This is a genomic window from Bacteroides mucinivorans (genome assembly GCF_034654355.2).
Taxonomy (GTDB): Bacteria; Bacteroidota; Bacteroidia; order Bacteroidales; family Bacteroidaceae; genus Bacteroides; species Bacteroides nordii.
The window spans coordinates 1,656,354-1,683,299 of record NZ_CP178179.1 but is presented as its reverse complement, the minus strand read 5'-3'; the positions used below and the strand labels follow the sequence as shown (position 1 = coordinate 1,683,299).

Below are 26,946 nucleotides of genomic sequence, written 5' to 3'. Positions count from 1 at the left end.
TCGTAAATCGTTAAATCGTAAATATAAAACATGATTCTTTTTTTCAGAACCCCTTCCAAGAGTGTGATTGCCGTAGAGAGCAACCAACCGCTCACCCCGGACGATAGTAAGAAACTCTGCTGGCTATTTGGAGAAGCCAAAGCGGAAAGTGAAGAAAACCTGAAAGGTTGTTTCGTAGGACCACGCCGCGAAATGATCACCCCCTGGAGTACAAATGCTGTAGAAATCACCCAGAACATGGGACTTGAAGGTATCAGCCGTATCGAAGAGTACTTCCCTGTGAAAGATGAAAACGCAGATCGTGACCCAATGCTGCAACGCATGTACAAGGGACTGGATCAGGATGTGTTTATTACCAACCGCCAGCCGGAACCAATTATTCACATTGAGGACCTGGAAACGTTCAACGAAAAAGAAGGCCTTGCCCTCTCCAAAGAAGAAATGGACTACCTGAAAAAGGTAGAAAATGATCTGGGACGTAAACTCACCGACTCAGAAGTTTTTGGTTTCGCACAGATCAACTCAGAACATTGCCGTCATAAAATATTCGGTGGAACATTCATCATTGACGGTATAGAGCAGGAATCATCGCTCTTCCAGATGATCAAGAAAACCACACAGGAAAATCCCAACAAAATTATTTCAGCCTACAAAGACAACGTAGCATTCGCAGAAGGACCGGTAGTAGAACAGTTTGCTCCGGCAGACCACTCCAAACCTGACTTCTTCCAAATAAAAGACATTAAAAGTGTGATCTCACTGAAAGCAGAAACACACAATTTCCCTACTACAGTAGAACCGTTCAATGGTGCATCTACCGGTACGGGTGGTGAAATACGCGACCGTATGGGTGGTGGTAAAGGTTCATTGCCGATTGCCGGAACAGCTGTTTACATGACTTCTTATCCCCGTACGGATGAAGAACGTAGCTGGGAAGATATACTGCCCGTACGCCAATGGCTGTATCAGACTCCGGAGCAGATTCTGATCAAAGCCTCCAATGGTGCAAGTGACTTTGGTAATAAGTTCGGCCAACCGCTGATTTGTGGTTCAGTACTGACTTTCGAGCATAAAGAGAACAACGAGGTATATGGCTATGACAAAGTAATCATGCTTGCCGGTGGTGTGGGTTATGGCACGCAACGCGACTGCCTGAAAGGAAAACCCGAAGCCGGTAATAAAGTAGTTGTCATCGGTGGTGACAACTACCGTATCGGACTCGGTGGCGGTTCCGTATCATCTGTTGATACAGGCCGTTATAGTAGCGGTATCGAGCTGAATGCCGTACAACGTGCCAATGCCGAAATGCAGAAACGTGCCAATAATGTAGTACGTGCCCTCTGTGAAGAAGATGAAAATCCGGTGGTTTCTATCCATGACCACGGTTCGGCCGGTCACGTCAATTGCCTCTCGGAACTTGTTGAGGAATGTGGCGGACTAATAGACATGAGTAAATTGCCAATTGGCGACAAAACCCTGTCAGCAAAAGAAATCATAGCCAATGAATCACAAGAGCGTATGGGCCTTCTCATCAAAGAAGAAGCCATAGAACATGTGCGCAAGATTGCCGAACGTGAACGTGCTCCGATGTATGTGGTAGGTGAAACAACCGGTGACCACCGTTTTGCTTTCCAACAGGCCGACGGCGTACGCCCGTTCGATCTGGCTGTAGAACAGATGTTCGGTTCGTCACCCAAAACATACATGATAGATAAGACTGTAGAGCGTCATTATGAAATGCCGCAATACGAACTCTCCAAACTACACGAATACCTCACAAACGTATTGCAACTGGAAGCAGTGGCTTGCAAAGACTGGTTGACGAACAAAGTGGACCGTTCGGTAACAGGTAAAGTAGCTCGCCAGCAATGCCAGGGAGAAATTCAGTTGCCATTGAGCGACTGCGGTGTCGTAGCACTGGACTACCGTGGCGAGAAAGGTATCGCTACCTCTATCGGACATGCCCCTCAGGCTGCACTCGCCGATCCAGCGGCAGGTTCTATCCTATCCGTCAGCGAAGCATTGACCAATCTGGTATGGGCACCTATGGCAGAAGGTATGGACAGTATCTCTCTGTCAGCCAACTGGATGTGGCCGTGTCGTTCTCAGGAAGGCGAAGATGCCCGTTTGTACACAGCCGTAAAAGCATTGAGCGATTTCTGCTGTGCGCTGCAAATCAATGTTCCTACCGGAAAAGATTCTCTGTCTATGACACAAAAATACCCCAATGGCGAGAAAGTAATTTCTCCGGGCACAGTGATTGTTTCTGCCGGTGGTGAAGTGTCTGACGTAAAGAAGGTGGTTTCTCCGGTACTGGTAAACAATGAAAAAACAACACTTTATCATATTGACTTCAGCTTTGACACACTAAAACTGGGCGGATCGGCCTTTGCACAGTCGCTTGGCAAAGTAGGTGACGAAGTACCTTGCGTACAAGATGCCGAATACTTCCGCGATGCATTCATGGCTGTACAGGAACTTGTGAACAAAGGTCTAATCCTTGCAGGACATGATATCTCTGCCGGTGGTCTTATCACTACCTTGCTCGAAATGTGCTTTGCCAACGTAGAAGGTGGTCTTGAAATTAACCTCGACAAGATAAAAGAGACCGATATAGTGAAAATTCTTTTTGCGGAAAATCCGGGTATCGTTATCCAAATTGCCGATAAGCACAAGGATGAAGTGAAAAAGATTCTCGAAGATGCAGGTGTAGGCTATATCAAATTAGGAAAACCAACTGACGAACGTCACATCCTGGTATCTAAAGGAGATGCCACTTACCAATTCGGTATCGACTATATGCGCGACGTATGGTATGCTTCTTCTTATCTGTTGGATCGTAAACAATCTATGAACGGTTGCGCCAAGAAACGTTTTGAAAATTACAAGATGCAGCCGTTGGAGTTCGCATTCATGCCGGGATTCAAAGGAAAATTGTCACAATACGGCATCACTCCGGACCGTCGTACACCAAGCGGTATCCGTGCTGCCATCATTCGTGAGAAAGGTACAAACGGTGAGCGTGAAATGGCTTATTCACTCTATCTGGCAGGCTTCGACGTGAAAGATGTTACAATGACCGACCTTATCAGCGGACGCGAGACACTGGAAGATGTAAACATGATTGTTTACTGTGGCGGCTTCTCGAACTCGGATGTATTGGGTTCTGCCAAAGGCTGGGCAGGAGGCTTCCTGTTTAACCCGAAAGCCAAAGAGGCGCTCGATAAATTCTATGCTCGCAAAGACACCCTGTCATTAGGTATCTGTAACGGTTGTCAGCTGATGATGGAATTGGGACTTATCAATCCGGAGCACAAAAAGCAAGGCAAGATGCTTCACAACGATTCTCATAAGTTCGAATCTACTTTCATAGGTTTGACTATCCCAACCAACCGCAGTGTTATGTTCGGTTCACTAAGTGGTAGCAAACTGGGTATCTGGGTAGCTCACGGAGAAGGAAAATTCTCTCTGCCATATGAAGAAGACAAATATAACGTAGTTGCAAAATATTCTTATGATGAATATCCGGGTAACCCGAATGGTTCAGATTACTCAATAGCCGGACTGGCAAGCGAAGACGGACGCCACTTGGCAATGATGCCTCATTTGGAACGTTCTATCTTCCCCTGGCAGAATGCCTATTACCCGGCAGATCGTGTAAACAGCGACCAGATAACACCATGGATCGAAGCATTTGTCAATGCACGCAAATGGATAGAAAAGAATATGAAATAAACTTTTATATTACATTTATATATCAAAGGCTGTTATCTTACAAAAGTGACAGCCTTTTTGTTTTCTTAATAACGGGAAAAATCAGTATTGTTTCTTTCTAATATCAGAACAGAGGTATCGATACATTCACATTATGCAACGTTTGAATACATTAAACAAGCAGACAACGCAAAGCGAATCGCTATCTTACGGAAATATTTTGTTATATCAGAAATACTTCTTAATTTTGTATCTGAATCCCCCTCCAGAAAGCTAAGTTCTGTAACTCTAAATGTCTTACTAACATGAAAAAATGGCTTTTTCTCATATTATTGTTTCCATTTACTTGCATAGCACAGACCTACAAATACATTGGAGTAGAAGATGGTCTGAGCAATAGACGGGTATACGCTATCCAGAAAGACCAAAAAGGATATATGTGGTTTCTTACACACGATGGGATAGACCGCTATAACGGTAAAGAATTTAAACACTATAAATTACAGGACGGAAAAGAAGAAACCGGTTCTTTGCTCAACCTGAACTGGCTATACCTTGATACGGATGGAACCCTTTGGGAAATTGGTAAAAAAGGACGTATTTTTCGTTACGACGCAATACACGATACCTTCATACTGGAATATAAACTTCCTGTTGTAGAGAACAAAGATCTCCCTGCACCGGTCAGTCATAGTTTTATTGACGATAATCACAACATATGGTTATGCTGTGACAAGACAATCTATTTGTATAATACAAAATCACAAGAAGTATCTCAGCTGAAAAACACCATAGAAGAGACCATCACAGATATTGCTCAAATAGACAAAACGCGCTTTTTTATCGCTACAGAAGAAGGAATACACTACGCTGAACTAAAAGACGAAACAATAACTCATATTCATTGTGATAAACTGGATAACATCGCCATTCAAATGAACAAGTTGTACTTTGCCCCCAAGGTGCGAAAACTATACATAGGAACTTTTCAACGTGGTGTTTTTGTATATGACATGAATACCAAACAAACGAGCCAACCCAAAGAAAGCCTCAGCGACATTAGTATAAATACCATTAAACCCTTAAATGACAAAGAGCTTCTCATTGCCACAGACGGTGCGGGGGTATTTAAAATGAATATGGATTCATATTACACGACTCCATACGTTGTTGCTGACTATAACAAAAATAATGCTATGAATGGGAATAGCATCAATGATATCTATGTAGATGACGAGGACCGCATATGGCTTGCAAATTATCCCATAGGTATAACCGTACGCAATAACCGTTATTCAAGCTACAACTGGATAAAACATTCTATCGGAAACAAACAGTCACTGGTCAACGATCAGGTGAATAGTATCATTGAAGATTCTGACGGTGATCTATGGTTTGCTACTAATAATGGTATCAGCCTCTACTATTCTAAAACCGGACAATGGCATTCTTTCCTGAGTTCTTTCGATACAGATCCTCAAAACAAAAACCATATATTTATCACTCTGTGCGAAGTGACTCCCGGGACAATCTGGGCCGGAGGATACAGTTCGGGAATCCACGAAATTAACAAAAGAAACTTGTCTGTAGAATACTTTTCCCCTTCTTCATTTGCCAATCTGAATATACGTTCGGACAAGTATATACGTACCATAATAAAAGACTCACAGGGAAGTATATGGTCGGGAGGATACTACAATCTTAAAAAGATTGATTTAAAAACAAAATCAATACAACCTTACCACGGCTTGAACTCCATTACGGCTATTGTAGAAAAAGACAGTACACAGATATGGATAGGAACAGCTACAGGACTATTTCTGTTGGATAAGAAATCAGGAAGTTTTGAACGTATCAAGCTGCCAGTTGAATCAACTTATATTTATTCATTATTACAGGCGTCTAACGGGAGTTTATACATCGGAACCAGCGGTTCGGGACTATTAATATATGATTCTAAGACAAAGCTATTCACCCATTATTATACAGATAACTGCGCTCTCATATCAAATAATATATATACCATACTTTCTGACAATGAACAAGAAATCTTTATCAGTACAGAAAATGGATTAGTCAGCTTCAATCCACAAATGAAAACATTCCATAACTGGACAAAAGAGCAGGGTTTAATGACTATTCATTTCAATGCAGAATCGGGTATATTACGTAGCAACAACAAATTCATATTCGGAAGTTCGGACGGTGCAGTAGAGTTTCATAAAAAGATGAAAATACCGAGAATATATTCGTCAAAGATGGTTTTCAGCGATTTCAGTCTCTTTTACCAAACTCTGTATCCGGGAGATGAAAACTCCCCACTAAAGAAAGATATAGACGAGACCCATACACTAAAATTAGAGTATGATCAAAACATATTCTCTATCAAGGTATCGTCTATCAACTATGATTATCCGTCCAACATTCTCTATTCCTACAAGATGGAAGGATTTTATGACGAATGGAGCCGTCCCGGAAAAGAAAACATTATTCGTTTTACCAACCTTAGTCCGGGAGAATATATGTTGCGCGTACGAGCTGTTTCCAATGAAGATAAACGGATTGTACTGGAAGAACGCGAAATGAAAGTCATCATAGCACAGCCTATCTGGCTCTCGTTGTGGGCACTATTATTTTATACAATTCTCATAGGACTTATCAGTGCTATTATAATCCGTGTTATCATTTTAAGAAAACAAAGAAAAGTGTCAGATGAAAAGATTCACTTCTTTATCAATACAGCACACGACATCCGCACACCGCTCACTCTGATCAAAGCACCCTTGGAAGAGTTGCGTGAGAAAGAGCAACTCAGTAAAGATGGTATAGCAAATACAAATACGGCATTGCGTAACGTCAATGCTTTGCTACGCCTGACCACTAATCTGATTAACTTTGAACGGGCTGACGTCTATTCTTCGGAACTATATATATCAGAATACGAGCTTAACACTTATATGGAGGAAACATTCAATGCATTCCGCCCATATGCCACAGTGAAGCATATCAACTTCACGTACGAAAGTAATTTTCGCTATCTGAATGTGTGGTTCGATAAGGAAAAGATGGACTCAATATTGAAAAATATCATATCCAATGCTTTAAAATACACACCCGAGAGTGGTAGTGTACATGTATTCGTCAGTGAAAACGAGGATACATGGAGTGTAGAAGTAAAAGATACAGGTATAGGTATCCCCGCCAATGAACAGAAAAAACTATTTAAGATTCATTTCAGGGGAAGTAATGCCATCAATTCTAAAGTGACAGGTAGTGGTATCGGACTAATGCTTGTGTGGAAGCTCGTACATCTGCATAAAGGAAAAATACATCTGAATAGTATCGAGCATCAGGGTTCAATAATTAAAGTATCATTCCCTAAAGACAACAAACAATTCAAGAAAGCACATCTGACAGTGAAAAGCCGGGAAAAGAAAGAAGATGAACAGACTATCTATAGTTCACCGGAAATTTATGAAAATGCCAAAAGCGAGCATAATGAAAACCGCCAGCGCTTACTGATTGTTGAGGATAATGACGAGTTACGCAATTATCTAGGACATACCCTCTCAGAGACATACACCATACAAATGTGCAGTAATGGTAAAGAAGCTCTTACTATTGTGAAAGAGTATAAACCGGAACTGATTATCTCGGACATTATGATGCCCGAAATGCGTGGAGATGAATTGTGCACAGCTATAAAGAATAACATCGACACTTCGCATATTCCCATCATTCTGCTTACTGCACTGAATGATGAAAAGAATATTCTTGAGGGATTAAAGATTGGTGCTGATGAGTATGTAGTGAAACCATTCAATATAGGCATATTAAAAGCTACAATCACGAACCTGTTGACCAATCGCGCTCTATTACGTAATAAATATGCTAACCTGGAATTAAGTGATAATGAGGAAGAGGAAGAATGCATCAATTGTTCCAAAGATATAGACTGGAAATTTATTGCTACCGTGAAGAAAAGCGTAGAAGACAATATGGACAACCAGGCCTTTAATGTAGATGTACTTTGTACATTACTGAATATGAGTCGTACAAGCTTCTACAACAAAATAAAAGCACTAACAGACCAGGCTCCTGCAGATTACATCCGCGTGATTCGATTGAAACGGGCTGCACAGCTATTAAAAACAGAAAAGTATACAATTACTGAAGTAGCAGAAATGACTGGTTTTAATGATGCTAAATACTTCCGTGAAGTGTTCAAGAGACATTTCAAAGTAAGTCCCAGTAAGTATATGAAGGGAGAAGATAACAAAAACAGCAAAGAAGAAGAGGAAGAAGATTAATGCGGCAGAATGACAGAATATACACATTCTGCTGCAATATTATACTTAAATTAAGATGAATATTTATTTTGAAGCATTCGGCATCTTTTTCAAAATAGGTGCTTTCACTATCGGTGGTGGCTATGCAATGGTTCCGCTTATAGAAAATGAAATCGTTACTAAACGAAAATGGATCACCCAGGATGATTTTATTAATCTGTTGGCTATTTCCCAATCAGCACCCGGCATCTTGGCTGTGAACATTTCTATATTTATAGGTTACAAACTAAAAGGAATTCCGGGAAGTATCATCACTGCACTGGGTACCATCCTACCTTCGTTTATCATCATTCTGGCTATTGCCCTGTTTTTCCACAACTTTCAGGACAATGTGATCGTAGAACGGATCTTCAAAGGAATCCGCCCGGCGGTAGTTGCCCTGATTGCCGCACCTACATTCAGCATGGCAAAGTCTGCACGTATCAGTCGTTATAACATATGGATTCCTGTGGTATCCGCATTACTTATCTGGTTGCTTGGTTTCTCTCCTATCTGGATTATTATCATAGCAGGAGTAGGTGGATTCCTGTGGGGGAAGCTTAAAAAGAGTGATTAGCGGGTTAGTGATTAGTGATTAGTGCCGTGCGGCATTACAGCGCAGCCCACTTATCACTAATTACTTATCGCTAATCACTTATCACTAATTACTAATCACTTATTTCATGATTTACTTACAGCTTTTCTATACTTTCTTTAAAATCGGGCTTTTTGGCTTTGGAGGTGGATATGCAATGCTATCCATGATACAGGGAGAAGTAGTAACCCGCTATAATTGGGTTAGTTCACAAGAGTTTACTGACATTGTGGCTATCAGCCAAATGACCCCAGGACCTATCGGAATCAATGCAGCAACCTATGTCGGATTCACCTCAACAGGAAGTATATGGGGCTCGGTTATTGCAACTTTTGCTGTAGTATTGCCCTCATTCATTTTAATGTTAACCATCAGTAAATTCTTTCTGAAGTATCAGAAACATCCTGCCGTTGAATCGGTATTCAGCGGACTGCGTCCAGCTGTAGTAGGATTATTAGCCTCAGCAGCACTCGTACTGATGAATACGGAAAACTTCGGCTCACCCACGAAAGACACTTATACATTTGTAATCAGCGTTATCATCTTCCTGGTAGCTTTTATAGGAACCAAAAAATATAAGGCGAACCCTATATTAATGATTATAGCTTGCGGAATAGCAGGGTTGATACTTTATTGAATTGAGAAGGGAGAATGGAGAGGGGAGAAGTACTATGCAGCATGATAGCGCAGCTTACTTCTCCCCTCTCCATTCTCCCTTCTCAATTCTCTTTATAGTTTAACTTTTTTATCTACCGATTTGGATTCATTATGCAAGCGGTCAAGAGCCGTCACAACATAGCGGTATTTGTTTTTCCCATTCTCATAGGGCAATTTATAAAAGTTATTGCGAGTAATAGCTACAATGTGTGAAGGATCATCAATGTTCACCTTTTCTTTATTATCAAAACGATAAACGACATATTGTACAGCTTTATCCATCTCATCTTTATATTTAGGAGCTGTCCAAAAGAGCATATAGCCATCAGCCGTCCATACTTTCTTCACTTTACGAACTTTGCCAGGCGCTTCATTATCCATAAAGTCAAAAACAGGAACCAGAGCCGGATATTTATGATATTCTTGTGTTAACGCATCCCGGTACTTACCGGCATTCTCCACCACAGCACTGGCAGGCCACTGGCAACTCCCACCAATCGTTTGATAAGCACGCTGTAGAGCCATCTTGCGAGGAAGCTGGTTGACAGAAGGGTTATTCGGATCGGCATGCTGAACCGTATTCATCACAGACTGACCAATGAATAACGGACGATTCTCTGTATTCTTAGCCCACCACTTCACCAGTGTTTCATAATCGGCACGCGGGTGTCCGATCTCCCAATATATTTGTGGAATATTATAATCTATCCAACCCTGACGCGCCCAAAGAAGAACATCAGCATACAAATCATCATAATTCTGCAAACCATTTGTCTTACTACCCAACGGATCAGTCTTTTCATTCCGATAAATACCAAAAGGACTGATACCAAACTTCACCCATGGTTTTATTTCCCGGATAGTTTCATGAATCTTTTTTATCAGAACATTGACATTACTACGACGCCAGTCGGCTTTATTAGTAAATCCGCCACCATAACGGGCAAAACTGGCATCATCAGGAAAATCCTTCCCAGCAATAGGATAGGGATAGAAATAATCATCCATATGAATGGCATCTACATCGTAACGGGAAACAATATCAGTAATAACCATGCAGATATGCTTACGACTTTCGGGTAAAGCAGGATCAAAGTATAACTGGTTTCCATAGGTAACAAACCATTCCGGATGAATATTGTACACATGATTAGTAGCCAGATCACTATTCAGATTTGTTTTTGTACGGTAAGGATTAATCCAGGCATGAAACTCCATACCTCGTTTATGACATTCATCAATCATAAATTGCATAGGATCCCAATAAGGAGAGGGAGCTTGTCCCTGTACACCCGTCAGAAAACGGCTCCAGGGTTCCAGTTGTGAAGCATACAATGCATCTGCCTCAGGGCGTACCTGAAAGATTATAGCATTAATACCAGCTTTCTGCAAAGAGTTCAACTGCTCTATAAGCGTTTGCTTCAGCTTTTCGGCAGGCATCCCCTTGAATTGCCCATTAACGGTTTGCATCCATGCAGCACGAAATTCACGTTTCGGATAAGCAGTACCCGACGTCTGTGCTCCTACTCCCAAAGACAAGAGAAGGACAAACAAAATAGTAAAGGTTCTCAGATTCATATGTTTATTCTCAATCTATTATATAGGGCGCAAAGATAATGCAAACCGAGAGTAGAATAAAATGAACTCATTCATTTTTTATGCCAAGGTGCAGCTTATCTTCGCTTTTCGAGCAAAGATAATACAATCTGCATTATCTACAACTATCCGACCGGCCATTCCACAACAAAACGTGCCCCATCCGTATAGGTTGTATCCAAGAAGATTTGCCCATCTACAATATCCATTATCTGCCGCGCAACAGCAAGTCCCAGACCTGTGCCCGGAGAGAAAGTATCTATTTTGACAAAGCGTTCAAAAATAGAGTTTTTATATTCCACATCAATACCCGGCCCGGAGTCTTCCACAATAAAACGCACCACTCGTTTCTGTTTATCTTCATCATACCGAAGACGAATCACTCCGGATTCAGTAAACTTGGCCGCATTGCCAAGAAGAGCAAGAAGTACACGCTTTACCCAAGGATAGACAGCCCGCATTGTCACAGGTACAGACAAAGGTTCATACTGTAACTCAACCCCTTTTCTCAAAGACGGAAGGACTTCGGAAATACACTCCTTACAGCAGGTATCTACATCCATAATCTGCTTAGGTACATTTTCCGTTTGAGAATCCATATCGGCGATATCAATAACATTGCTCACCAGATCAAGCAGATAAGTGTTACTCATTTCTATTTGTTCGGCATATTCCTTCTCTTCCTCTTCACTGATCCCTCCGGCAGCAATCAAAGAAGAGAAACCAACAATAGAGTTCAACGGGGTACGAATTTCGTGAGTGATGTGTTGAATAAAAGAACTCTTTATACGGCTTGCCTTAATTACAGCCTTGTTGGCTGCATCGAGTTTCTTATTCATAGCCAGCGTACGAACATAGTAATAAGTAAGGATAAGTAATAGAACGAAAATACAGCATCCACCCGTAAGCACAGCAATAAGTCTGTTCCGACTAACTTCAGCACTCAATTCAAGCTTTTCCATCTTCAGCTTATCCACATCAAACTGAATCGTATATTTACTCAGTTTATCGTCCAACTCCGCCGAACGCACTGAATCATTAACCTGAGAGTAAGAAGCATATACCTTACAAGCCTCTTTAAAACGCCCGACACTCTCCAGGCATTGCGCCTTATAAAACAAATTAGAAGGATAACAAGCACCAATAGACTTGTGATAATCCTGCAGAGAGTCCAGATAAGTCAGTACCTGATTTATATTATTAGCTGTACGGCTACACATTATCTTATATCCGAACCAGGCATCTTTAGCCATACTATCCGGATGTTTCAAATAAAGACTGTCAGCCTCACGAATATATTTTGCAGCTGCCCCCGTTCCCTTCTCGGCAAGAGTGGCAATCACCCGAAACTGTAAGAAACGCATATACAATGATTCGCGCAGTTTCTGTCCGGCAACTTTCATCTCAGTCGCCAGCTTTTCGATACGATCAAAGTATTGAAGAACATTGGAGTATTCCTGCCGGGAAAGATAAGTTTGCATTATATTCAGACAGACCACATAAGCGTCTTCATAATACTTGGCATCTTCGAATATTTTAAGAGCATTGTTATAATATTCAATACAGAGTTTCATGTTATTACTAAATACCCTGTGATTATAACCAATACACATTTCACTACAGGCCTGTCCATAGCGACTGCGACTTTTCTCTGCATCTTTATTCAACAATTCAGTTTCGGCAATAGCCTCTTCCTGCCTGCCACTCTCTGTCAATCGCTGAATATACTGACGCCATATCTGATAACGGGCATTATTCTTGTTGCGTCCGGCATGCCAGTTCATTAGTTCATATCCCACAACTTTCAGACTATCAACTTCTCCCAACTGATAATAATGGTCAAACAAGTCACCATAGGCATTCTCTATCTGAGTACTATCATCCAGTTCACGTGCCAATTTCATACACCTGTCATTGAGTGCCAGAAAACCCTCTTTAGCAATCATCTGCCGGGCACTATCAACCAAAATCTGCAAATTCTTTGTTTTGTTTGTACTCCGTAACGGGAGATTGCATAGCAAAAGAAGAATAATTAAACAAGAAATAATCCGGATGCCTTTCATGCGTTAATTCCTTATATTATCAAGATTCAATAAATCGTAACTAAATTACGACTTTAATTAACAGCGTGTTATAATATGTTTCAAAATATAACATATCTTAACCAGTTGAACAAGCAGGCTCCTGCTACGTCCTGACGATAAAATCATTAACTTTGCCAGCCATCTATAGAAAGGACCATTAAATATGTCAGAAAATAACTATATATCAATCAAAGGAGCCAGGGTTAACAACCTAAAGAATATTGATGTAAACATCCCCCGCAACAAACTTGTCGTTATAACCGGATTATCAGGTTCGGGTAAATCATCACTTGCTTTTGACACACTCTATGCCGAAGGGCAAAGGCGTTATGTTGAAAGCCTGAGTAGCTATGCCCGCCAGTTTTTGGGCCGAATGAGTAAACCTGAATGCGACTTCATCAAAGGTATCCCCCCTGCGATTGCTATCGAACAAAAAGTAAACAGTCGTAACCCCCGTTCTACTGTAGGAACTTCTACCGAAATTTATGAATACCTACGACTCCTGTATGCTCGTGTAGGACGAACATATAGTCCGATAAGTGGTCAGGAAGTAAAAAAGCACTCTCCTGAAGATATCGTGAATTGCATGCTTTCTTATCCGGAAGGTACACGTTATACTGTTCTCACACAAATACTTTTGCGTGAAGGCCGGACGATAGAACAGCAACTGGAGATAGACCTCAAGCAGGGCTTCAACCGCATTGAAGTGAATGGAGAAATGGTACGCATTGACGAATATAAACCAGCAAAGAATGACACTGTATATCTACTGGTAGACCGCATGTCTGCAGCAAGTACCAAAGATGCCATCAGCCGTTTGACAGACTCAGCAGAAACAGCAATGTACGAAGGAGATGGTATGTGTATGCTTCGCTTTTATCTGCCGGATGGAACAACGAAGCTACATACATTCAGTACTAAGTTTGAAGCTGACGGTATCACGTTTGAAGAACCGAATGACCAGATGTTTTCATTCAACTCTCCAATTGGAGCCTGCCCTGTATGCGAAGGATTCGGTAAAGTGATTGGAATTGACGAACATCTGGTAGTACCCAATCGTTCACTCTCGATTTACGACGGAGCAGTAGTATGCTGGCGAGGTGAGAAAATGGGTGAATGGAAAGATATGGTGATACGCGGTGCAGAGAAAGCAGGGCTACCTATATTTACTCCTTATTTTGAATTGACGGACGAGCAACGCCGCATGCTATGGGAAGGTACAAAGTATTTTGAAGGTATTAACGCTTTCTTCAGAATGCTTGAAGAAAATCAATACAAGATACAATACCGTGTAATGCTGGCACGCTATAGAGGAAAGACGCTTTGCCCTACCTGTCACGGTACACGATTGAAACCGGAAGCAGGATATGTACGGGTAGCAGGACGTAGCATATCAGAATTGGTTGATCTCCCTATCACAGAATTACAACAGTTTTTTGATACCCTGCAACTGGATAAACACGACACAGAAGTAGCGCGCCGCATCCTGTTGGAAATCAATAGCCGTATTCGTTTCCTTATTGATGTGGGGCTGGGATACTTGACCTTGAACCGGTTAAGTAACTCGCTTTCGGGTGGTGAGAGCCAACGCATCAACCTGGCAACTTCTCTGGGAAGCAGTCTGGTAGGTAGCCTTTATATTCTTGACGAGCCAAGTATAGGTTTGCACAGTCGCGATACAGACCGCTTGATCCGAGTCCTGCGTGAACTGCAGGCATTGGGCAATACGGTCATAGTAGTAGAGCACGACGAAGAAATCATCCGTGCTGCCGACTACATCATAGACATCGGTCCGAATGCTGGACGTCTGGGAGGAGAAGTAGTTTACGAGGGTGATATGAAAGATCTGAAAAAAGGAAGTAACAGCCACACGGTACGCTACCTGCTGGGAGAAGAAGAAATACCTATACCGACACACCGACGTCCGTGGAACAACTATATAGAAATAAAAGGAGCACGCGAGAATAACCTGAAAGGAGTAGATGTACGTTTCCCGCTAAATGTAATGACGGTAGTAACCGGCGTTTCCGGTTCGGGAAAGAGCACGCTGGTACGCGACATATTTTACCGGGCATTGAAACGTGAATTGGACGAGTGTAGTGATCGTCCGGGAGAATTCGTTTCTATCGGAGGAGATATCCAGAACTTACGTAACATCGAATTCGTTGACCAAAACCCGATTGGTAAATCTTCCCGTTCCAATCCGGTTACGTACATTAAAGCATACGACGAAATTCGTAAACTATGGGCAGAGCAGCCATTAGCAAAGCAGATGGGATATACTGCCGGATTCTTTAGCTTCAATAGTGAAGGAGGGCGCTGTGAAGAGTGTAAAGGGGACGGAACGATCACAGTAGAGATGCAGTTCATGGCAGACCTTGTACTGGAGTGTGAATCCTGTCACGGGAAACGCTTCAAAGCAGATACACTGGAAGTAAAGTTCCATGATAAGAATATATACGATGTACTGGAGATGACCGTAAATCAGGCTGTAGAATTCTTTACCGAGCATGGCCAAAAGAAGGTAGTGAAAAAGCTGATACCGCTACAAGATGTAGGTTTGGGATATATCAAATTGGGTCAGTCCTCCTCTACCCTGTCGGGAGGTGAAAACCAGCGTGTAAAACTGGCATACTACCTAAGTCAGGAGAAAGCAGACCCGACACTCTTCATCTTTGATGAGCCTACCACAGGCTTGCACTTCCACGATATACGAAAATTACTGGAAGCATTCGATGCATTGATCCGCCGTGGACATACCATTATCATTATCGAACACAATATGGATATGATAAAATGCGCCGACCACATAATAGATCTCGGGCCGGAAGGCGGTGATAAAGGTGGATATATCGTAGCTACAGGAACACCGGAAGAGGTAGCAGCCTGTGAAACAAGCTATACGGGACAATTTTTACAAGCAAAGCTTGCTTAAAGAGAAGGGAGAATGGAGAGGGGAGAAGTACTATGCAGCGTGATAGCGCAGCCCACTTCTCCCCTCTCCATTCTCCCTTCTCCATTCTCTTCTCAGAAGTAGAATCCGAAACCTATCTTAATACCGAACTTGGATAAGTCGCTATCATTAAAGCGCCATTTGTAGTATACAGCCGGTTCAATAGTTACTGTTTTTGAAAGGAAATATGCATATCCTGCTTCAATTCCCAGTCCCCATTCCGTCCCGCTATGTCCGCCTTTCATACGATAACGGTTCAGATCAATACCTGCTCCTAAATAAACACCTGTTTTATTAAAGTAAAAACGACCACCTGTTCCTATCGTATACACATCTATCGGTTTACTCCAATCGGCACTGGCTTCTACCATTAAAGCAATGCCTTCTGCAAGGAAAGTACCGGCTTTGGCACCAACACCAAACTGTGCTTTCTCACTGTTGCTATATGAGAAATTCAATCCGGTCAATGACGGATTAATAATCCACTTTCCTTGTTCAAACTGTGCCCGAGCGCCTAATGAGGCTACCAACAGGCAAATAACCAATGCAAATTTCTTCATACATTCATTTCTTTAAATTATTATAATGTTCTTCTTCACGACGCCGTTGCTGCATCTTCTCTTTTTTTCTCAGCACCAGCCAGAGGGCAAAGACGATGACATATGAAACGGCAAGAGTAACATACTTCTCTGTATCGCTTACTTCCGTATTGCGCGGCAACAAATAGGCAGCCGTCACAGAAACATAAATAAGCAGGGCAAGAGTAACCCCGGTTGATTTCTTTATTTTCTTCATTAGGTCTAAATTAATCATTCAATCTCTTTTGAGCCGAACGCCCTTTCCATACAAAAAACCAGATGGCAGCCACTAACGTGCATACTCCTCCAATACTATAGGATAGCGAATGCAAAAGTGCCAGTCCTTCTGGAGCGATGCAGATATAAGTAGAGCAAACAGCCGTCATAAACAAAGCAGGTATCAGTGTTATCCAATATGGTTTCTTTGAACGGGCCAGATAGACTGTAATAGCCCACAGGGTAAACACAGCAAGCGTCTGATTGGCCCAAGCAAAATACCGCCATATCATATTAAAACCGTCAGCATCACGCAGGCTGTAAAGCAACAAGCCGATAGCTATCACAAACATCGGAATACAAATGTATAAACGGCGACGCATACTTTTTTGTTCCATTCCCCAAAAATCGGCTACGATAAGGCGAGCCGAACGGAAAGCTGTATCACCCGAAGTTATAGGTGCAGCAATCACACCCAGAATAGCGAGTACACCACCTACAACACCTAACCAGCCTTTCGTTATCGAATCTACAATCACCGAAGCATTGTTCTCCTCCATCCCGTTTTCGTGGAAAAAATAAGTAGCAGCTGCCGCCCAAATCAAAGCCACAATGCCTTCAGTAATCATAGCGCCGTAAAAGACAGGGCGACCGTGACGTTCGGCGGTCATACAACGTGCCATCAAAGGGCTTTGTGTAGCGTGGAAGCCAGATATAGCCCCACAAGCAATACTAACAAACATGATTGGAAAGATTGGCAGTACGGCAGCATCAGGATTGGTATTCTGCAATCCGTCCCACAATTCCGGCAAAGCAGGATGATGTACATAAAGCATCACTACAATACCTACTGCCATAAACAACAGTGCAACAGCAAAAATAGGATAGATCTTGCCAATAATCTTATCGACCGGCAATAAAGTAGCAATGATATAATAAGCAAAAACCACTATAATCCAGAAAGTAGCGTCCAGCGATTCCGGCGTAAGTTTGGCAAGTAACCCGGCAGGACCAGCTACAAATACAGAACCTACCAAAATCATCAGAATTACGGTAAAACCGCGCATGACCTGCTTTGTCGTCAATCCCAGGTAACGGCCTACGATTTCGGGCAGACTTTCTCCCCCATTCCTCAGTGAAAGCATTCCGGCAAAGTAATCATGAACAGCACCGGCAAAAATACTACCGAACACAATCCACAAATAAGAGGAGATACCAAACTTTGCTCCCATTATCGCACCGAAGATAGGACCTAATCCAGCGATATTGAGAAACTGAATCATAAAAATCTTCCAGGTGGGTAGTGGAATATAATCCACTCCATCTGCCTTAGTAAGGGCGGGAGTTTTACGGTCATCGGGTCCGAAAACGCGTTCCATAAAGCGTCCGTAAGTGAAGTACCCGATAATAAGTGCCAATAAGCACAGTGTGAATGTAATCATGGCGTGTTATTCGTTTAACTGTGGCAAATGTAACATAATCTCACGAAACGTACAAGAATACCGACGCTTTTGCTAACTTTGCTGCCATTTATAACAATATTCAAACTGCAATGCGCCGGTATCTCACTATTTTACTCTTTCTACTGTTGCTAGCCCCTGTAGAGGCACAGCCCAAATATGAAGTTCGTGCAGCCTGGGTGACGGCTGTATATGGATTGGACTGGCCACGTACCAAAGCAACCACCCCTACTGCCATCCGACGCCAACAAGAAGAACTGACTGATATACTCGATAAACTGAAAGCTGCCAATTTCAATACTGTTCTTTTCCAAACACGTACGCGAGGAGATGTACTTTACCATTCTTCTATCGAGCCCTATAATTCTATCTTGACCGGAAAAGTAGATGGCGATCCGGGATACGACCCGCTTGCCTTTGCTGTGCGCGAATGCCACAAACGTGGAATGGAATGTCATGCCTGGATGGTAGCTATTCCTTTGGGAAACAAAAAGCACGTGGCCAGCTTAGGAAATAAATCCGTTACTAAACAAAGAAAGGAGATCTGCATCCCCTATAAGAATGAATATTTCCTCAATCCGGGGCATCCGTCTACCAAAGAATACCTAATGAAACTGGTGCGCGAAGTCGTAACCCGCTATGATATAGACGGTGTACACTTTGATTATCTGCGCTATCCGGAGAATGCTCCCCGCTTTCCGGACAACTACGATTTTCGCCGCTATGGAAAAGGCAGGACGCTGGACCAATGGCGCCGTGACAATATCACAGATATTGTGCGCTATATATATAAAGGTGTAAAAGAGATTAAACCGTGGGTTAAGGTAAGTACCTGCCCGGTAGGAAAGTACAAAGACACATCACGCTACTCTTCCAGAGGCTGGAATGCCTTCCATACTGTCTATCAGGACCCACAAGGCTGGTTGGGCGAAGGTATACAAGACCAGATTTACCCAATGATGTATTTCCGCCAAAATAATTTCTACCCCTTTGCTCTCGACTGGCAGGAACAATCTAACGGACGGCAGATCATACCGGGATTAGGTATTTACTTTCTGCACCCGAGCGAAGGAAACTGGGTACGGGAGGACGTAGACCGACAAATAAACTTCATTCGTGCACATAAGCTGGCAGGAGAAGGACATTATCGTGCCAAATTCTTAATGGACAACACACAGGGAGTCTACGATGAACTGGCAGAAAACTTTTATGCCTATCCGGCACTGCAACCGGCCATGCCCTGGCTGGACAATGTTCCCCCCACTGCCCCGGAGGAACTGTGTATTACAGAAACAGCAGACGGATACACCCAGTTGACCTGGAAAGCTGCCAAAGACAATGACCCGGTGAATGCCCCCCGTTATGTCATTTATGCTTCGGAAACTTATCCTGTAGATACTACAAAACCAGAAAATATCATCGCCCAAAGTGTGCGGGGTACAGAATATGTATATACTTCTCTCCTGCCATGGGACAGAAAGAAATACTTTGCAGTAACAGCTATAGACAGATATGGAAATGAAGGAAAAGCCATACAAGAAAGATAATCAAAGCGTCATCTCACACATTATCCAGGCCCGGTACACACTTTTATTCGTGACCGGAGTCAGTGCCATGTAACCATCAACCACTCTTCCGTCTTTTATCTGTAAAGGGAATTTAGTCTTCATCTCTTCGTGTATCTGCAAAGCTTCACCGGAGACCGGATGGTAAGTAATGGAAAAGCGTCCGGTGGTCCTGGAAGCAATATACCTTTTATGAATGAGGTGAGCTACCACCCCCATATTCATCCGCAAATTGACCTCTACACAAGGATGAATTCTATATTCTACCTCCGTTGAAGGAAACCGGCAAATCATCATATCTACCCCAAGATACCCCGAATAACCCAAACCAAAACAAGCCGATAACTCTTCTTCCAACTGATACCTTAACTTGCTGAAAGCTTCCTTGCAGACATAAACGGAAAGCCTGCGTTCAATCTCTGCATCCGATAGCAGTAAATTGCCTTCGTATGCTCCGCTGCCATTAGTGGAGAATACAGAATAACCGACAAAGTCCACCTTTCCTCTCCCGTCCGAATAGAATTCCATAGCAAAGTCCGCCACCTTATTATATATAGGTTCTGCCACTACTCCACCCTGTAAAGCTGCCACACGCTTACACCAGCCGGCGATAAAAGGAGTAAATACGCCTTTACACCAGTTCAAGCCCTTTCCACTACCCGAAAGCGGGGCTTTCAGCAAACAAGACGAATGCCGTTCTACAAACTGCTGCCACTCCTCCAGAGCGGTCAGATAAAAAGATTCTCCGCAGAAAAGCTCATCCAACTGCAAATGAGATAATAACTCCACCGCACGACTTCTGTGTGAAAGGACACGCAGTTTTTCCAATTGAGATAATGCTGGTAATTCCGACTCCAGTACTCCCAAAAGTTGTAACCTCTTTCTTAAAGCCGGGTTCCACCCCCAAGGCATCGGTTGCAAGTTCTCTTCCGAAGCTACTTCCGGCTCCGTCATCAATTCTACAGGTAACGACAAATGCTGCTGCATCTCGCGAAGAAAGTCAAGATTATAAGCCGAAGGTGCCAGTACCGCACTTCCGGGAGAAGCATACCATACCGGCAATAATGCCAGATCTGCCGCCATCTGCCGGGCAGAGGCAGGAGGCATATAATTCACATCCCCACTTGCCAATGCCAGATCATGGTCCGGATTAAAGATATAGAGAGAACGATTTATCATTTTATTTTCATTATTCACATATTACTTACACATATCCATCTTTTCCCACTCCTGACTAACAAGCATTCCCTGTCTAAAGGACAGACCAGCGAATAAGGCAGTTCACATTTCGCAAATATACACAAGAAATAGCACTTTCCAGTAGTAAAACCGGTACTTCCTTCCGAATTCCAATGCACTTTCGGTCAAGTTGAATCGCAATATCAACCGAAGAGAATCGCAATATCATACCGAGAAAAGCCTCTTTTCATCCGAAGAAAACTTTATTATCTTCCTATGAAAGCCTTTTTGCCTCCAAACCGCCCTTTTTTTCACCTGCATCCATTTATTAACAAAATTCCCATCGATCTATCCGGCAGGCAAAAAGAAAGAAGAAACAATATTTATTCTCACAAACAGCCCAAAATAAGCAAACTTTTACTACATTTGCAACCCAACACACAAAGAGAGTAGCAAAAGAACAAATCCCTAATTGAAATAACTGAGTTTTTTCGTTTCAATCGCCCCGGTGATCACCCAAAACCCTTCCCGAAACAACAGGAATATCACTTTGACAAAACGACAAAATCCAGTTCCGATCACCATCACCTGGTGAACTTTTCCCGCACGGGAAGCATACCTCCTTGTAGATGAAGTACAAACTTACTTAAATAAAAGTACAATTTTGCTATCTCTACTTTGCAATTACCAGAAAAAGAACTATATTTGCCACCCGTAAAACCTAAGAAAAGAAATGGAATCATTCTACCGCACACATGCTTACCTTGTTGAGCACACCAATGCTCCTGTCCGTCGTGACCTAATGGACGAAATAGACTGGAGCGACCGCTTGATTGGTATCAAAGGGACCCGTGGCGTAGGAAAAACCACTTTCCTCCTCCAATACGCTAAAGAGAAATTCGGAACAGACCGTTCATGTCTTTTTATCAACATGAACAACTTCTATTTCTCCGGCCATAGCCTTGTCGATTTCGTCAATGAGTTTCAACGCCGGGGTGGAAAGGTATTACTGATAGACCAGGTGTTCAAACATCCGGACTGGAGCAAAGAACTACGGATGTGTTACGACCGTTTCCCCAATGTGAAAATTGTTTTCACAGGTTCATCGGTGATGCGACTGAAAGAAGAAAACCTCGAACTTCGTGACATTGTGAAGAGTTATAACCTGCGGGGATTCTCCTTCCGTGAATACCTAAATCTTCAGACCGGAATGAAGTTCCGTGCCTACTCGCTTGAAGAACTGCTCAGTAACCACGAACAGATAGCCAAAGGGATACTTTCCAAAGTTCGCCCCTTGGACTTTTTTCAGGATTATCTGCACCATGGTTTCTATCCGTTCTTTCTTGAAAAACGTAATTTCTCGGAAAACCTACTCAAAACCATGAATATGATGGTAGAGGTAGATATTCTTCTTATTAAACAAATTGAACTGAAATATCTCTCAAAGATAAAAAAATTACTATATTTGTTGGCTGTAGACGGTCCAAAGGCCCCCAATGTGAGTCAACTAGCTACCGATATACAGACATCACGTGCTACGGTAATGAACTACATCAAGTATCTGGCAGATGCTCGCCTCATTAATCTGGTATATCCAAAGGGAGAAGAATTCCCCAAGAAACCGTCAAAGATTATGATGCACAACTCCAATCTGATGTATTCCATTTATCCGGTGAAAGTAGAAGAACAAGACGTACTCGACACTTTCTTTGTAAATTCATTGTGGAAAGACCACAAGGTATATAAGGGAGACAAGAATGCCTCGTTCCTGGTGGATGAAGTGATGCCGTTCAGGATATGTTGCGAAGGGGTGAAAATAAAGAACAATCCCGGTGTGACGTATGCTTTGCAAAAAGCGGAAATAGGCAGAAGTAACCAGATACCTCTTTGGATGTTCGGCTTTTTATACTAACACTTAATAAAATGCCATGGATTACAAGAAATTAGAAGAGTTAAACAATTTGCGTCTGTCAGGAGCACTGACTGAAGAAGAATTTGAAACAGAGAAAAAGAAACTGTATGATGAAGACTTTCCTCCCATAGCAGAGCCACTACCATTCGGGTTACAGGAAAGTTCATACTTAGGATTAATGAATTTTCTGATATTTGTCCCCTATGTAGGCTGGGTCGCACCGCTTGTACTATGGGTTATGGGCAAAGAGAAATCAGAAAAAGTGGACGAACAGGGAAAATATATCCTGAATTGGTATATTTCCTGGTTTATTTTCGGAATCATTCTTCTGGCTATATTCTTTGCATGTTTCATACCGGGACTAATCGGTGGAATAGGTTCTCCGTTAGGTGTAATCTTCACTTTCTGGCCGATCACATTGCTCATCGGTATCATGGCAGTTGCCTTCCCCATTATAGGAGGCATTAACGGGCTGAATGGAAAAACGTGGAAGTATCCACTCTCTATGCGAATTTTGAAATGATTTATTTACTTAAATATTAATTTTTAGTTATGACTAAACAGAAGAAATTCATCACTTGTGATGGTAACCAGGCTGCTGCACATATCTCGTATATGTTTTCTGAAGTAGCTGCCATCTACCCCATCACCCCCTCTTCTACAATGGCTGAATATGTAGACGAATGGGCTGCCGCAGGACGTAAGAACATCTTCGGCGAAACAGTATTGGTACAGGAAATGCAATCTGAAGGCGGTGCTGCCGGTGCCGTTCACGGTTCTCTTCAAGCAGGTGCGTTGACTACTACATACACTGCTTCTCAAGGTCTTTTGTTGATGATCCCTAACATGTACAAGATTGCCGGAGAATTCCTGCCTTGCGTATTCCACGTATCGGCTCGTACACTGGCTTCTCACGCATTGTGTATCTTCGGTGACCACCAGGACGTTATGTCTGCCCGTCAGACTGGCTTCGCTATGTTGGCCGAAGGTTCTGTACAGGAAGTTATGGACCTGGCTGGTGTAGCTCACCTGGCTACTATCAAGGCGCGCGTTCCTTTCATGAACTTCTTCGACGGTTTCCGCACTTCACACGAAATCCAGAAGATCGAAATGCTGGAAAATGAGGATCTCGCTCCGCTGGTTGATCAGGAAGCTTTGGCTGAATTCCGTGCCCGCGCACTGAACCCGATGACTCCGGTTGCTCGTGGTATGGCTGAAAATCCGGATCACTTCTTCCAGCATCGTGAATCATGTAACAACTACTATGAAGCAGTTCCTGCTATCGTAGAAGAGTACATGAACGAAATTTCTAAGCTTACTGGTCGTAAATACGGTTTGTTCGATTACTATGGAGCAGAAGATGCAGAACGCGTAATCATCGCAATGGGTTCTGTAACAGAAGCTGCCCGCGAAGCTATCGACTATCTGGTAGCTAACGGTGAGAAAGTAGGTATGGTTGCAGTTCACCTGTACCGTCCGTTCTCTGCAAAACACTTCCTGGCTGCTGTACCTAAGACTGCGAAGTCTATCGCAGTTCTTGACCGTACAAAAGAACCGGGTGCTAACGGCGAACCTCTGTATCTGGATGTAAAAGACTGCTTCTACGGCACAGAAAATGCTCCGGTTATCGTAGGCGGTCGCTACGGTTTGGGTTCTAAGGACACTACTCCTGCCCAGATCATCTCTGTATTCGAAAATCTGGCTATGCCAATGCCGAAGAACCACTTTACTATCGGTATCGTAGACGACGTAACATTTACTTCACTTCCTCAGAAAGAAGAAATTGCTTTGGGTGGCGAAGGCATGTTCGAAGCTAAATTCTACGGACTGGGTGCTGACGGTACGGTAGGTGCTAATAAAAACTCTGTTAAGATTATCGGTGACAACACCGACAAACACTGCCAGGCTTACTTCTCTTACGACTCTAAGAAGTCAGGAGGTTTCACTTGCTCTCACCTGCGTTTCGGTGATACTCCGATCCGTTCTACTTATCTGGTAAATACTCCGAACTTTGTGGCTTGCCACGTTCAGGCTTACCTGCATATGTACGACGTGACACGCGGTTTGCGCAAAAACGGTTCTTTCTTGCTGAACACAATCTGGGAAGGTGAAGAACTGGCTAAGAACCTGCCTAACAGAGTGAAGAAATACTTTGCACAGAATAACATCTCTGTATATTATATCAACGCTACTCAGATTGCACAGGAAATTGGTTTGGGCAACCGTACCAATACAATCCTTCAGTCTGCATTCTTCCGTATCACAAACGTTATCCCTGTAGAACAGGCGGTAGAACAAATGAAGAAATTCATCGTGAAGTCTTATGGTAAGAAGGGTGAAGATATCGTTAACAAGAACTATGCAGCCGTTGACCGTGGTGGCGAATACAAACAACTGACAGTTGATCCTTCATGGGCTAACTTGGCAGATGATGCTAAAGCTACTAACAACGATCCTGCATTCATCAATGAAGTAGTTCGTCCTATCAACGCACAAGACGGTGACTTGCTACCTGTATCTGCATTCAAGGGTATTGAAGACGGAACCTGGTATCAGGGAACTTCTAAATATGAAAAACGTGGTGTAGCTGCATTTGTACCGGAGTGGAACGCAGAAAACTGTATCCAGTGTAACAAGTGTGCTTACGTTTGTCCTCACGCTTCTATCCGTCCGTTCGTTCTCGATGCTGAAGAGCAGAAGGGTGCAAACTTCGAAATGCTGAAAACGGTAGGTAAAGCATTCGAAGGTACAACTTTCCGTATTCAAGTAGACGTTCTCGACTGTCTGGGTTGCGGTAACTGTGCTGACATCTGTCCGGGTAATCCGAAGAAGGGTGGCAAAGCATTGACCATGAAACACCTCGAAAGTCAATTGGCTCAGGCTGATAACTGGACTTACTGCATTGACAACGTGAAGAGCAAACAACACCTGGTTGACATCAAAGCTAACGTTAAGAACTCTCAGTTCGCAACTCCGTTGTTTGAGTTCTCCGGCGCTTGCTCAGGTTGTGGTGAAACTCCGTACGTAAAACTGATCACTCAGTTGTTCGGTGACCGTGAAATGGTTGCTAACGCTACCGGATGTTCTTCTATCTACTCAGGTTCAGTACCTTCAACTCCTTATACTACAAACGAAAAGGGTCACGGTCCGGCATGGGCTAATTCTCTGTTCGAAGACTTCTGTGAGTTCGGTCTTGGTATGGAACTGGCTAACGAAAAGATGCGTGACCGTATCGTGAAACTATTCAACCAGATTCTTGCAGGTGAAAATGCTCCGGCTGAAACAAAAGAAGTATTGAAAGCATGGATCGAAAACATGTACGATGCAGATAAGACTAAAGAACTTGCTCCACAAATCGAAGCAATCATCGAACAAGGTATTGCTGCAGGTTGCCCGGTTTGCAAAGAACTGAAAGGTCTGACTCACTTCCTCGTTAAACGCAGCCAGTGGATCATCGGTGGTGACGGTGCTTCTTACGATATCGGCTACGGTGGTCTTGACCATGTTATCGCTTCCGGTAAAGACGTTAACATCCTGGTACTCGATACTGAAGTTTACTCAAATACAGGTGGTCAGTCTTCTAAGGCTACTCCGGTAGGTGCTATCGCTAAGTTTGCCGCTTCCGGTAAACGTGTTCGTAAAAAAGACCTTGGTCTGATGGCTACTACTTACGGTTATGTTTATGTTGCACAGATCGCTATGGGCGCTGACCAAGCTCAGACTCTGAAAGCTATCCGCGAAGCTGAAGCATATCCAGGTCCTTCACTCATTATCGCTTACGCTCCATGTATCAACCACGGTTTGAAAGCTGGTATGGGTAAGAGTCAGGAAGAAGAAGAAAAAGCTGTTAAGTGCGGTTACTGGCACCTGTGGCGTTACAACCCGGCTTTGGAAGCTGAAGGTAAAAATCCGTTCTCACTGGACAGCAAAGAACCGAACTGGGATGAGTTCAAGGGCTTCTTGAAAGGTGAAGTTCGTTATGCATCTGTTATGAAGCAATATCCTGCAGAAGCAGAAGAACTGTTCCAAGCAGCTGAGGACAATGCTAAATGGCGTTACAACAACTACAAGCGTTTGGCTAACCAAGCTTGGGGTGTTGCCGAATAAGT

15 protein-coding genes are annotated in these 26,946 nt (G+C 43.0%); 9 read left to right on the top strand and 6 right to left on the bottom strand.

The window, feature by feature from the left end; all coding sequences use genetic code 11:
• Window positions 1–30 precede the first annotated feature (30 nt).
• The 4 genes from purL to VCM39_RS05805 all read left to right on the top strand — a co-directional run bounded on the left by purL (window position 31) and on the right by VCM39_RS05805 (window position 9,274).
• Complete coding sequence (purL, locus tag VCM39_RS05820) at window positions 31–3,735, top strand: phosphoribosylformylglycinamidine synthase (protein WP_289293178.1); 3,705 nt, start codon at window positions 31–33, stop codon at window positions 3,733–3,735.
• 284 nt (window positions 3,736–4,019) lie between these two features.
• A complete protein-coding gene (locus VCM39_RS05815; protein WP_289293176.1) occupies window positions 4,020–8,024 on the top strand; it encodes a two-component regulator propeller domain-containing protein in 4,005 nt (1,334 codons plus the stop codon).
• Between the two features lie 55 nt (window positions 8,025–8,079).
• A complete protein-coding gene (locus tag VCM39_RS05810; protein WP_221649860.1) occupies window positions 8,080–8,619 on the top strand; it encodes a chromate transporter in 540 nt (179 codons plus the stop codon).
• A 106-nt stretch (window positions 8,620–8,725) separates the two neighbouring features.
• Window positions 8,726–9,274: a chromate transporter gene (locus VCM39_RS05805; RefSeq protein ID WP_025867013.1), complete on the top strand. Its 549-nt coding sequence runs from the start codon at window positions 8,726–8,728 to the stop codon at window positions 9,272–9,274.
• A gap of 92 nt (window positions 9,275–9,366) precedes the next feature.
• On the opposite strand, the gene VCM39_RS05800 is transcribed toward VCM39_RS05805, so the two are convergent.
• Together VCM39_RS05800 and VCM39_RS05795 are read right to left on the bottom strand one after the other, a co-directional pair.
• On the bottom strand, window positions 9,367–10,872 hold the full coding sequence (locus VCM39_RS05800; protein WP_221649861.1) for a glycoside hydrolase family 10 protein: 1,506 nt from the start codon (window positions 10,870–10,872) through the stop codon (window positions 9,367–9,369).
• Between the two features lie 143 nt (window positions 10,873–11,015).
• Window positions 11,016–12,953, bottom strand: a complete 1,938-nt coding sequence (locus VCM39_RS05795; RefSeq protein WP_289293170.1) for a sensor histidine kinase — start codon at window positions 12,951–12,953, stop codon at window positions 11,016–11,018.
• 184 nt (window positions 12,954–13,137) lie between these two features.
• Between VCM39_RS05795 and uvrA the strand changes: the two genes are divergently transcribed.
• Window positions 13,138–15,909, top strand: a complete 2,772-nt coding sequence (uvrA, locus tag VCM39_RS05790; RefSeq protein ID WP_322933301.1) for an excinuclease ABC subunit UvrA — start codon at window positions 13,138–13,140, stop codon at window positions 15,907–15,909.
• 92 nt (window positions 15,910–16,001) lie between these two features.
• On the opposite strand, the gene VCM39_RS05785 is transcribed toward uvrA, so the two are convergent.
• The 3 genes from VCM39_RS05785 to VCM39_RS05775 are packed head-to-tail and all read right to left on the bottom strand — an operon-like array spanning window position 16,002 to window position 18,163.
• Window positions 16,002–16,487 (bottom strand): outer membrane beta-barrel protein, encoded by a 486-nt coding sequence (locus tag VCM39_RS05785; RefSeq protein ID WP_221649864.1) that lies wholly within the window; start codon window positions 16,485–16,487, stop codon window positions 16,002–16,004.
• A 4-nt stretch (window positions 16,488–16,491) separates the two neighbouring features.
• A complete protein-coding gene (locus tag VCM39_RS05780; RefSeq protein ID WP_002561056.1) occupies window positions 16,492–16,722 on the bottom strand; it encodes a hypothetical protein in 231 nt (76 codons plus the stop codon).
• Window positions 16,723–16,732: 10 nt separating this feature from the next.
• Window positions 16,733–18,163: a carbon starvation protein A gene (locus tag VCM39_RS05775; protein WP_322933300.1), complete on the bottom strand. Its 1,431-nt coding sequence runs from the start codon at window positions 18,161–18,163 to the stop codon at window positions 16,733–16,735.
• 110 nt (window positions 18,164–18,273) lie between these two features.
• On the opposite strand from VCM39_RS05775, the gene VCM39_RS05770 reads away from it, so the two are divergent.
• Entirely contained in the window at window positions 18,274–19,728 is a 1,455-nt protein-coding gene (locus VCM39_RS05770) for a glycoside hydrolase family 10 protein (protein WP_322933299.1), read from the top strand.
• Here the strand turns inward: VCM39_RS05770 and VCM39_RS05765 are convergent, their stop codons facing one another.
• Entirely contained in the window at window positions 19,729–20,925 is a 1,197-nt protein-coding gene (locus VCM39_RS05765) for a hypothetical protein (RefSeq protein WP_322933298.1), read from the bottom strand. It abuts the gene before it with no gap.
• A 733-nt stretch (window positions 20,926–21,658) separates the two neighbouring features.
• Here VCM39_RS05765 and VCM39_RS05760 point away from each other — a divergent pair.
• From VCM39_RS05760 to nifJ, 3 genes are read left to right on the top strand one after another with little or no spacing between them, the layout of a single operon-like run.
• Complete coding sequence (locus tag VCM39_RS05760; RefSeq protein ID WP_221649868.1) at window positions 21,659–22,837, top strand: ATP-binding protein; 1,179 nt, start codon at window positions 21,659–21,661, stop codon at window positions 22,835–22,837.
• Window positions 22,838–22,853: 16 nt separating this feature from the next.
• Window positions 22,854–23,360, top strand: a complete 507-nt coding sequence (locus VCM39_RS05755) for a DUF4870 domain-containing protein (RefSeq protein WP_221649869.1) — start codon at window positions 22,854–22,856, stop codon at window positions 23,358–23,360.
• 29 nt (window positions 23,361–23,389) lie between these two features.
• Window positions 23,390–26,944 carry a pyruvate:ferredoxin (flavodoxin) oxidoreductase gene (gene nifJ, locus VCM39_RS05750; protein WP_322933297.1) on the top strand — a complete coding sequence of 1,185 codons (3,555 nt, stop codon included), beginning with the start codon at window positions 23,390–23,392 and terminating at the stop codon, window positions 26,942–26,944.
• The last annotated feature ends 2 nt before the right edge of the window (window positions 26,945–26,946 follow it).

What these genes read in the sequence shown, in the direction of transcription:
- purL (WP_289293178.1), top strand. Translation starts at nt 31, where the DNA reads ATGATTCTTTTTTTCAGAACCCCTTCCAAGAGTGTGATTGCCGTAGAG.
- VCM39_RS05815 (WP_289293176.1), top strand. Translation starts at nt 4,020, where the DNA reads ATGAAAAAATGGCTTTTTCTCATATTATTGTTTCCATTTACTTGCATA.
- VCM39_RS05810 (WP_221649860.1), top strand. Translation starts at nt 8,080, where the DNA reads ATGAATATTTATTTTGAAGCATTCGGCATCTTTTTCAAAATAGGTGCT.
- VCM39_RS05805 (WP_025867013.1), top strand. Translation starts at nt 8,726, where the DNA reads ATGATTTACTTACAGCTTTTCTATACTTTCTTTAAAATCGGGCTTTTT.
- VCM39_RS05800 (WP_221649861.1), bottom strand. Translation starts at nt 10,872, where the DNA reads ATGAATCTGAGAACCTTTACTATTTTGTTTGTCCTTCTCTTGTCTTTG.
- VCM39_RS05795 (WP_289293170.1), bottom strand. Translation starts at nt 12,953, where the DNA reads ATGAAAGGCATCCGGATTATTTCTTGTTTAATTATTCTTCTTTTGCTA.
- uvrA (WP_322933301.1), top strand. Translation starts at nt 13,138, where the DNA reads ATGTCAGAAAATAACTATATATCAATCAAAGGAGCCAGGGTTAACAAC.
- VCM39_RS05785 (WP_221649864.1), bottom strand. Translation starts at nt 16,487, where the DNA reads ATGAAGAAATTTGCATTGGTTATTTGCCTGTTGGTAGCCTCATTAGGC.
- VCM39_RS05780 (WP_002561056.1), bottom strand. Translation starts at nt 16,722, where the DNA reads ATGAAGAAAATAAAGAAATCAACCGGGGTTACTCTTGCCCTGCTTATT.
- VCM39_RS05775 (WP_322933300.1), bottom strand. Translation starts at nt 18,163, where the DNA reads ATGATTACATTCACACTGTGCTTATTGGCACTTATTATCGGGTACTTC.
- VCM39_RS05770 (WP_322933299.1), top strand. Translation starts at nt 18,274, where the DNA reads ATGCGCCGGTATCTCACTATTTTACTCTTTCTACTGTTGCTAGCCCCT.
- VCM39_RS05765 (WP_322933298.1), bottom strand. Translation starts at nt 20,925, where the DNA reads ATGATAAATCGTTCTCTCTATATCTTTAATCCGGACCATGATCTGGCA.
- VCM39_RS05760 (WP_221649868.1), top strand. Translation starts at nt 21,659, where the DNA reads ATGGAATCATTCTACCGCACACATGCTTACCTTGTTGAGCACACCAAT.
- VCM39_RS05755 (WP_221649869.1), top strand. Translation starts at nt 22,854, where the DNA reads ATGGATTACAAGAAATTAGAAGAGTTAAACAATTTGCGTCTGTCAGGA.
- nifJ (WP_322933297.1), top strand. Translation starts at nt 23,390, where the DNA reads ATGACTAAACAGAAGAAATTCATCACTTGTGATGGTAACCAGGCTGCT.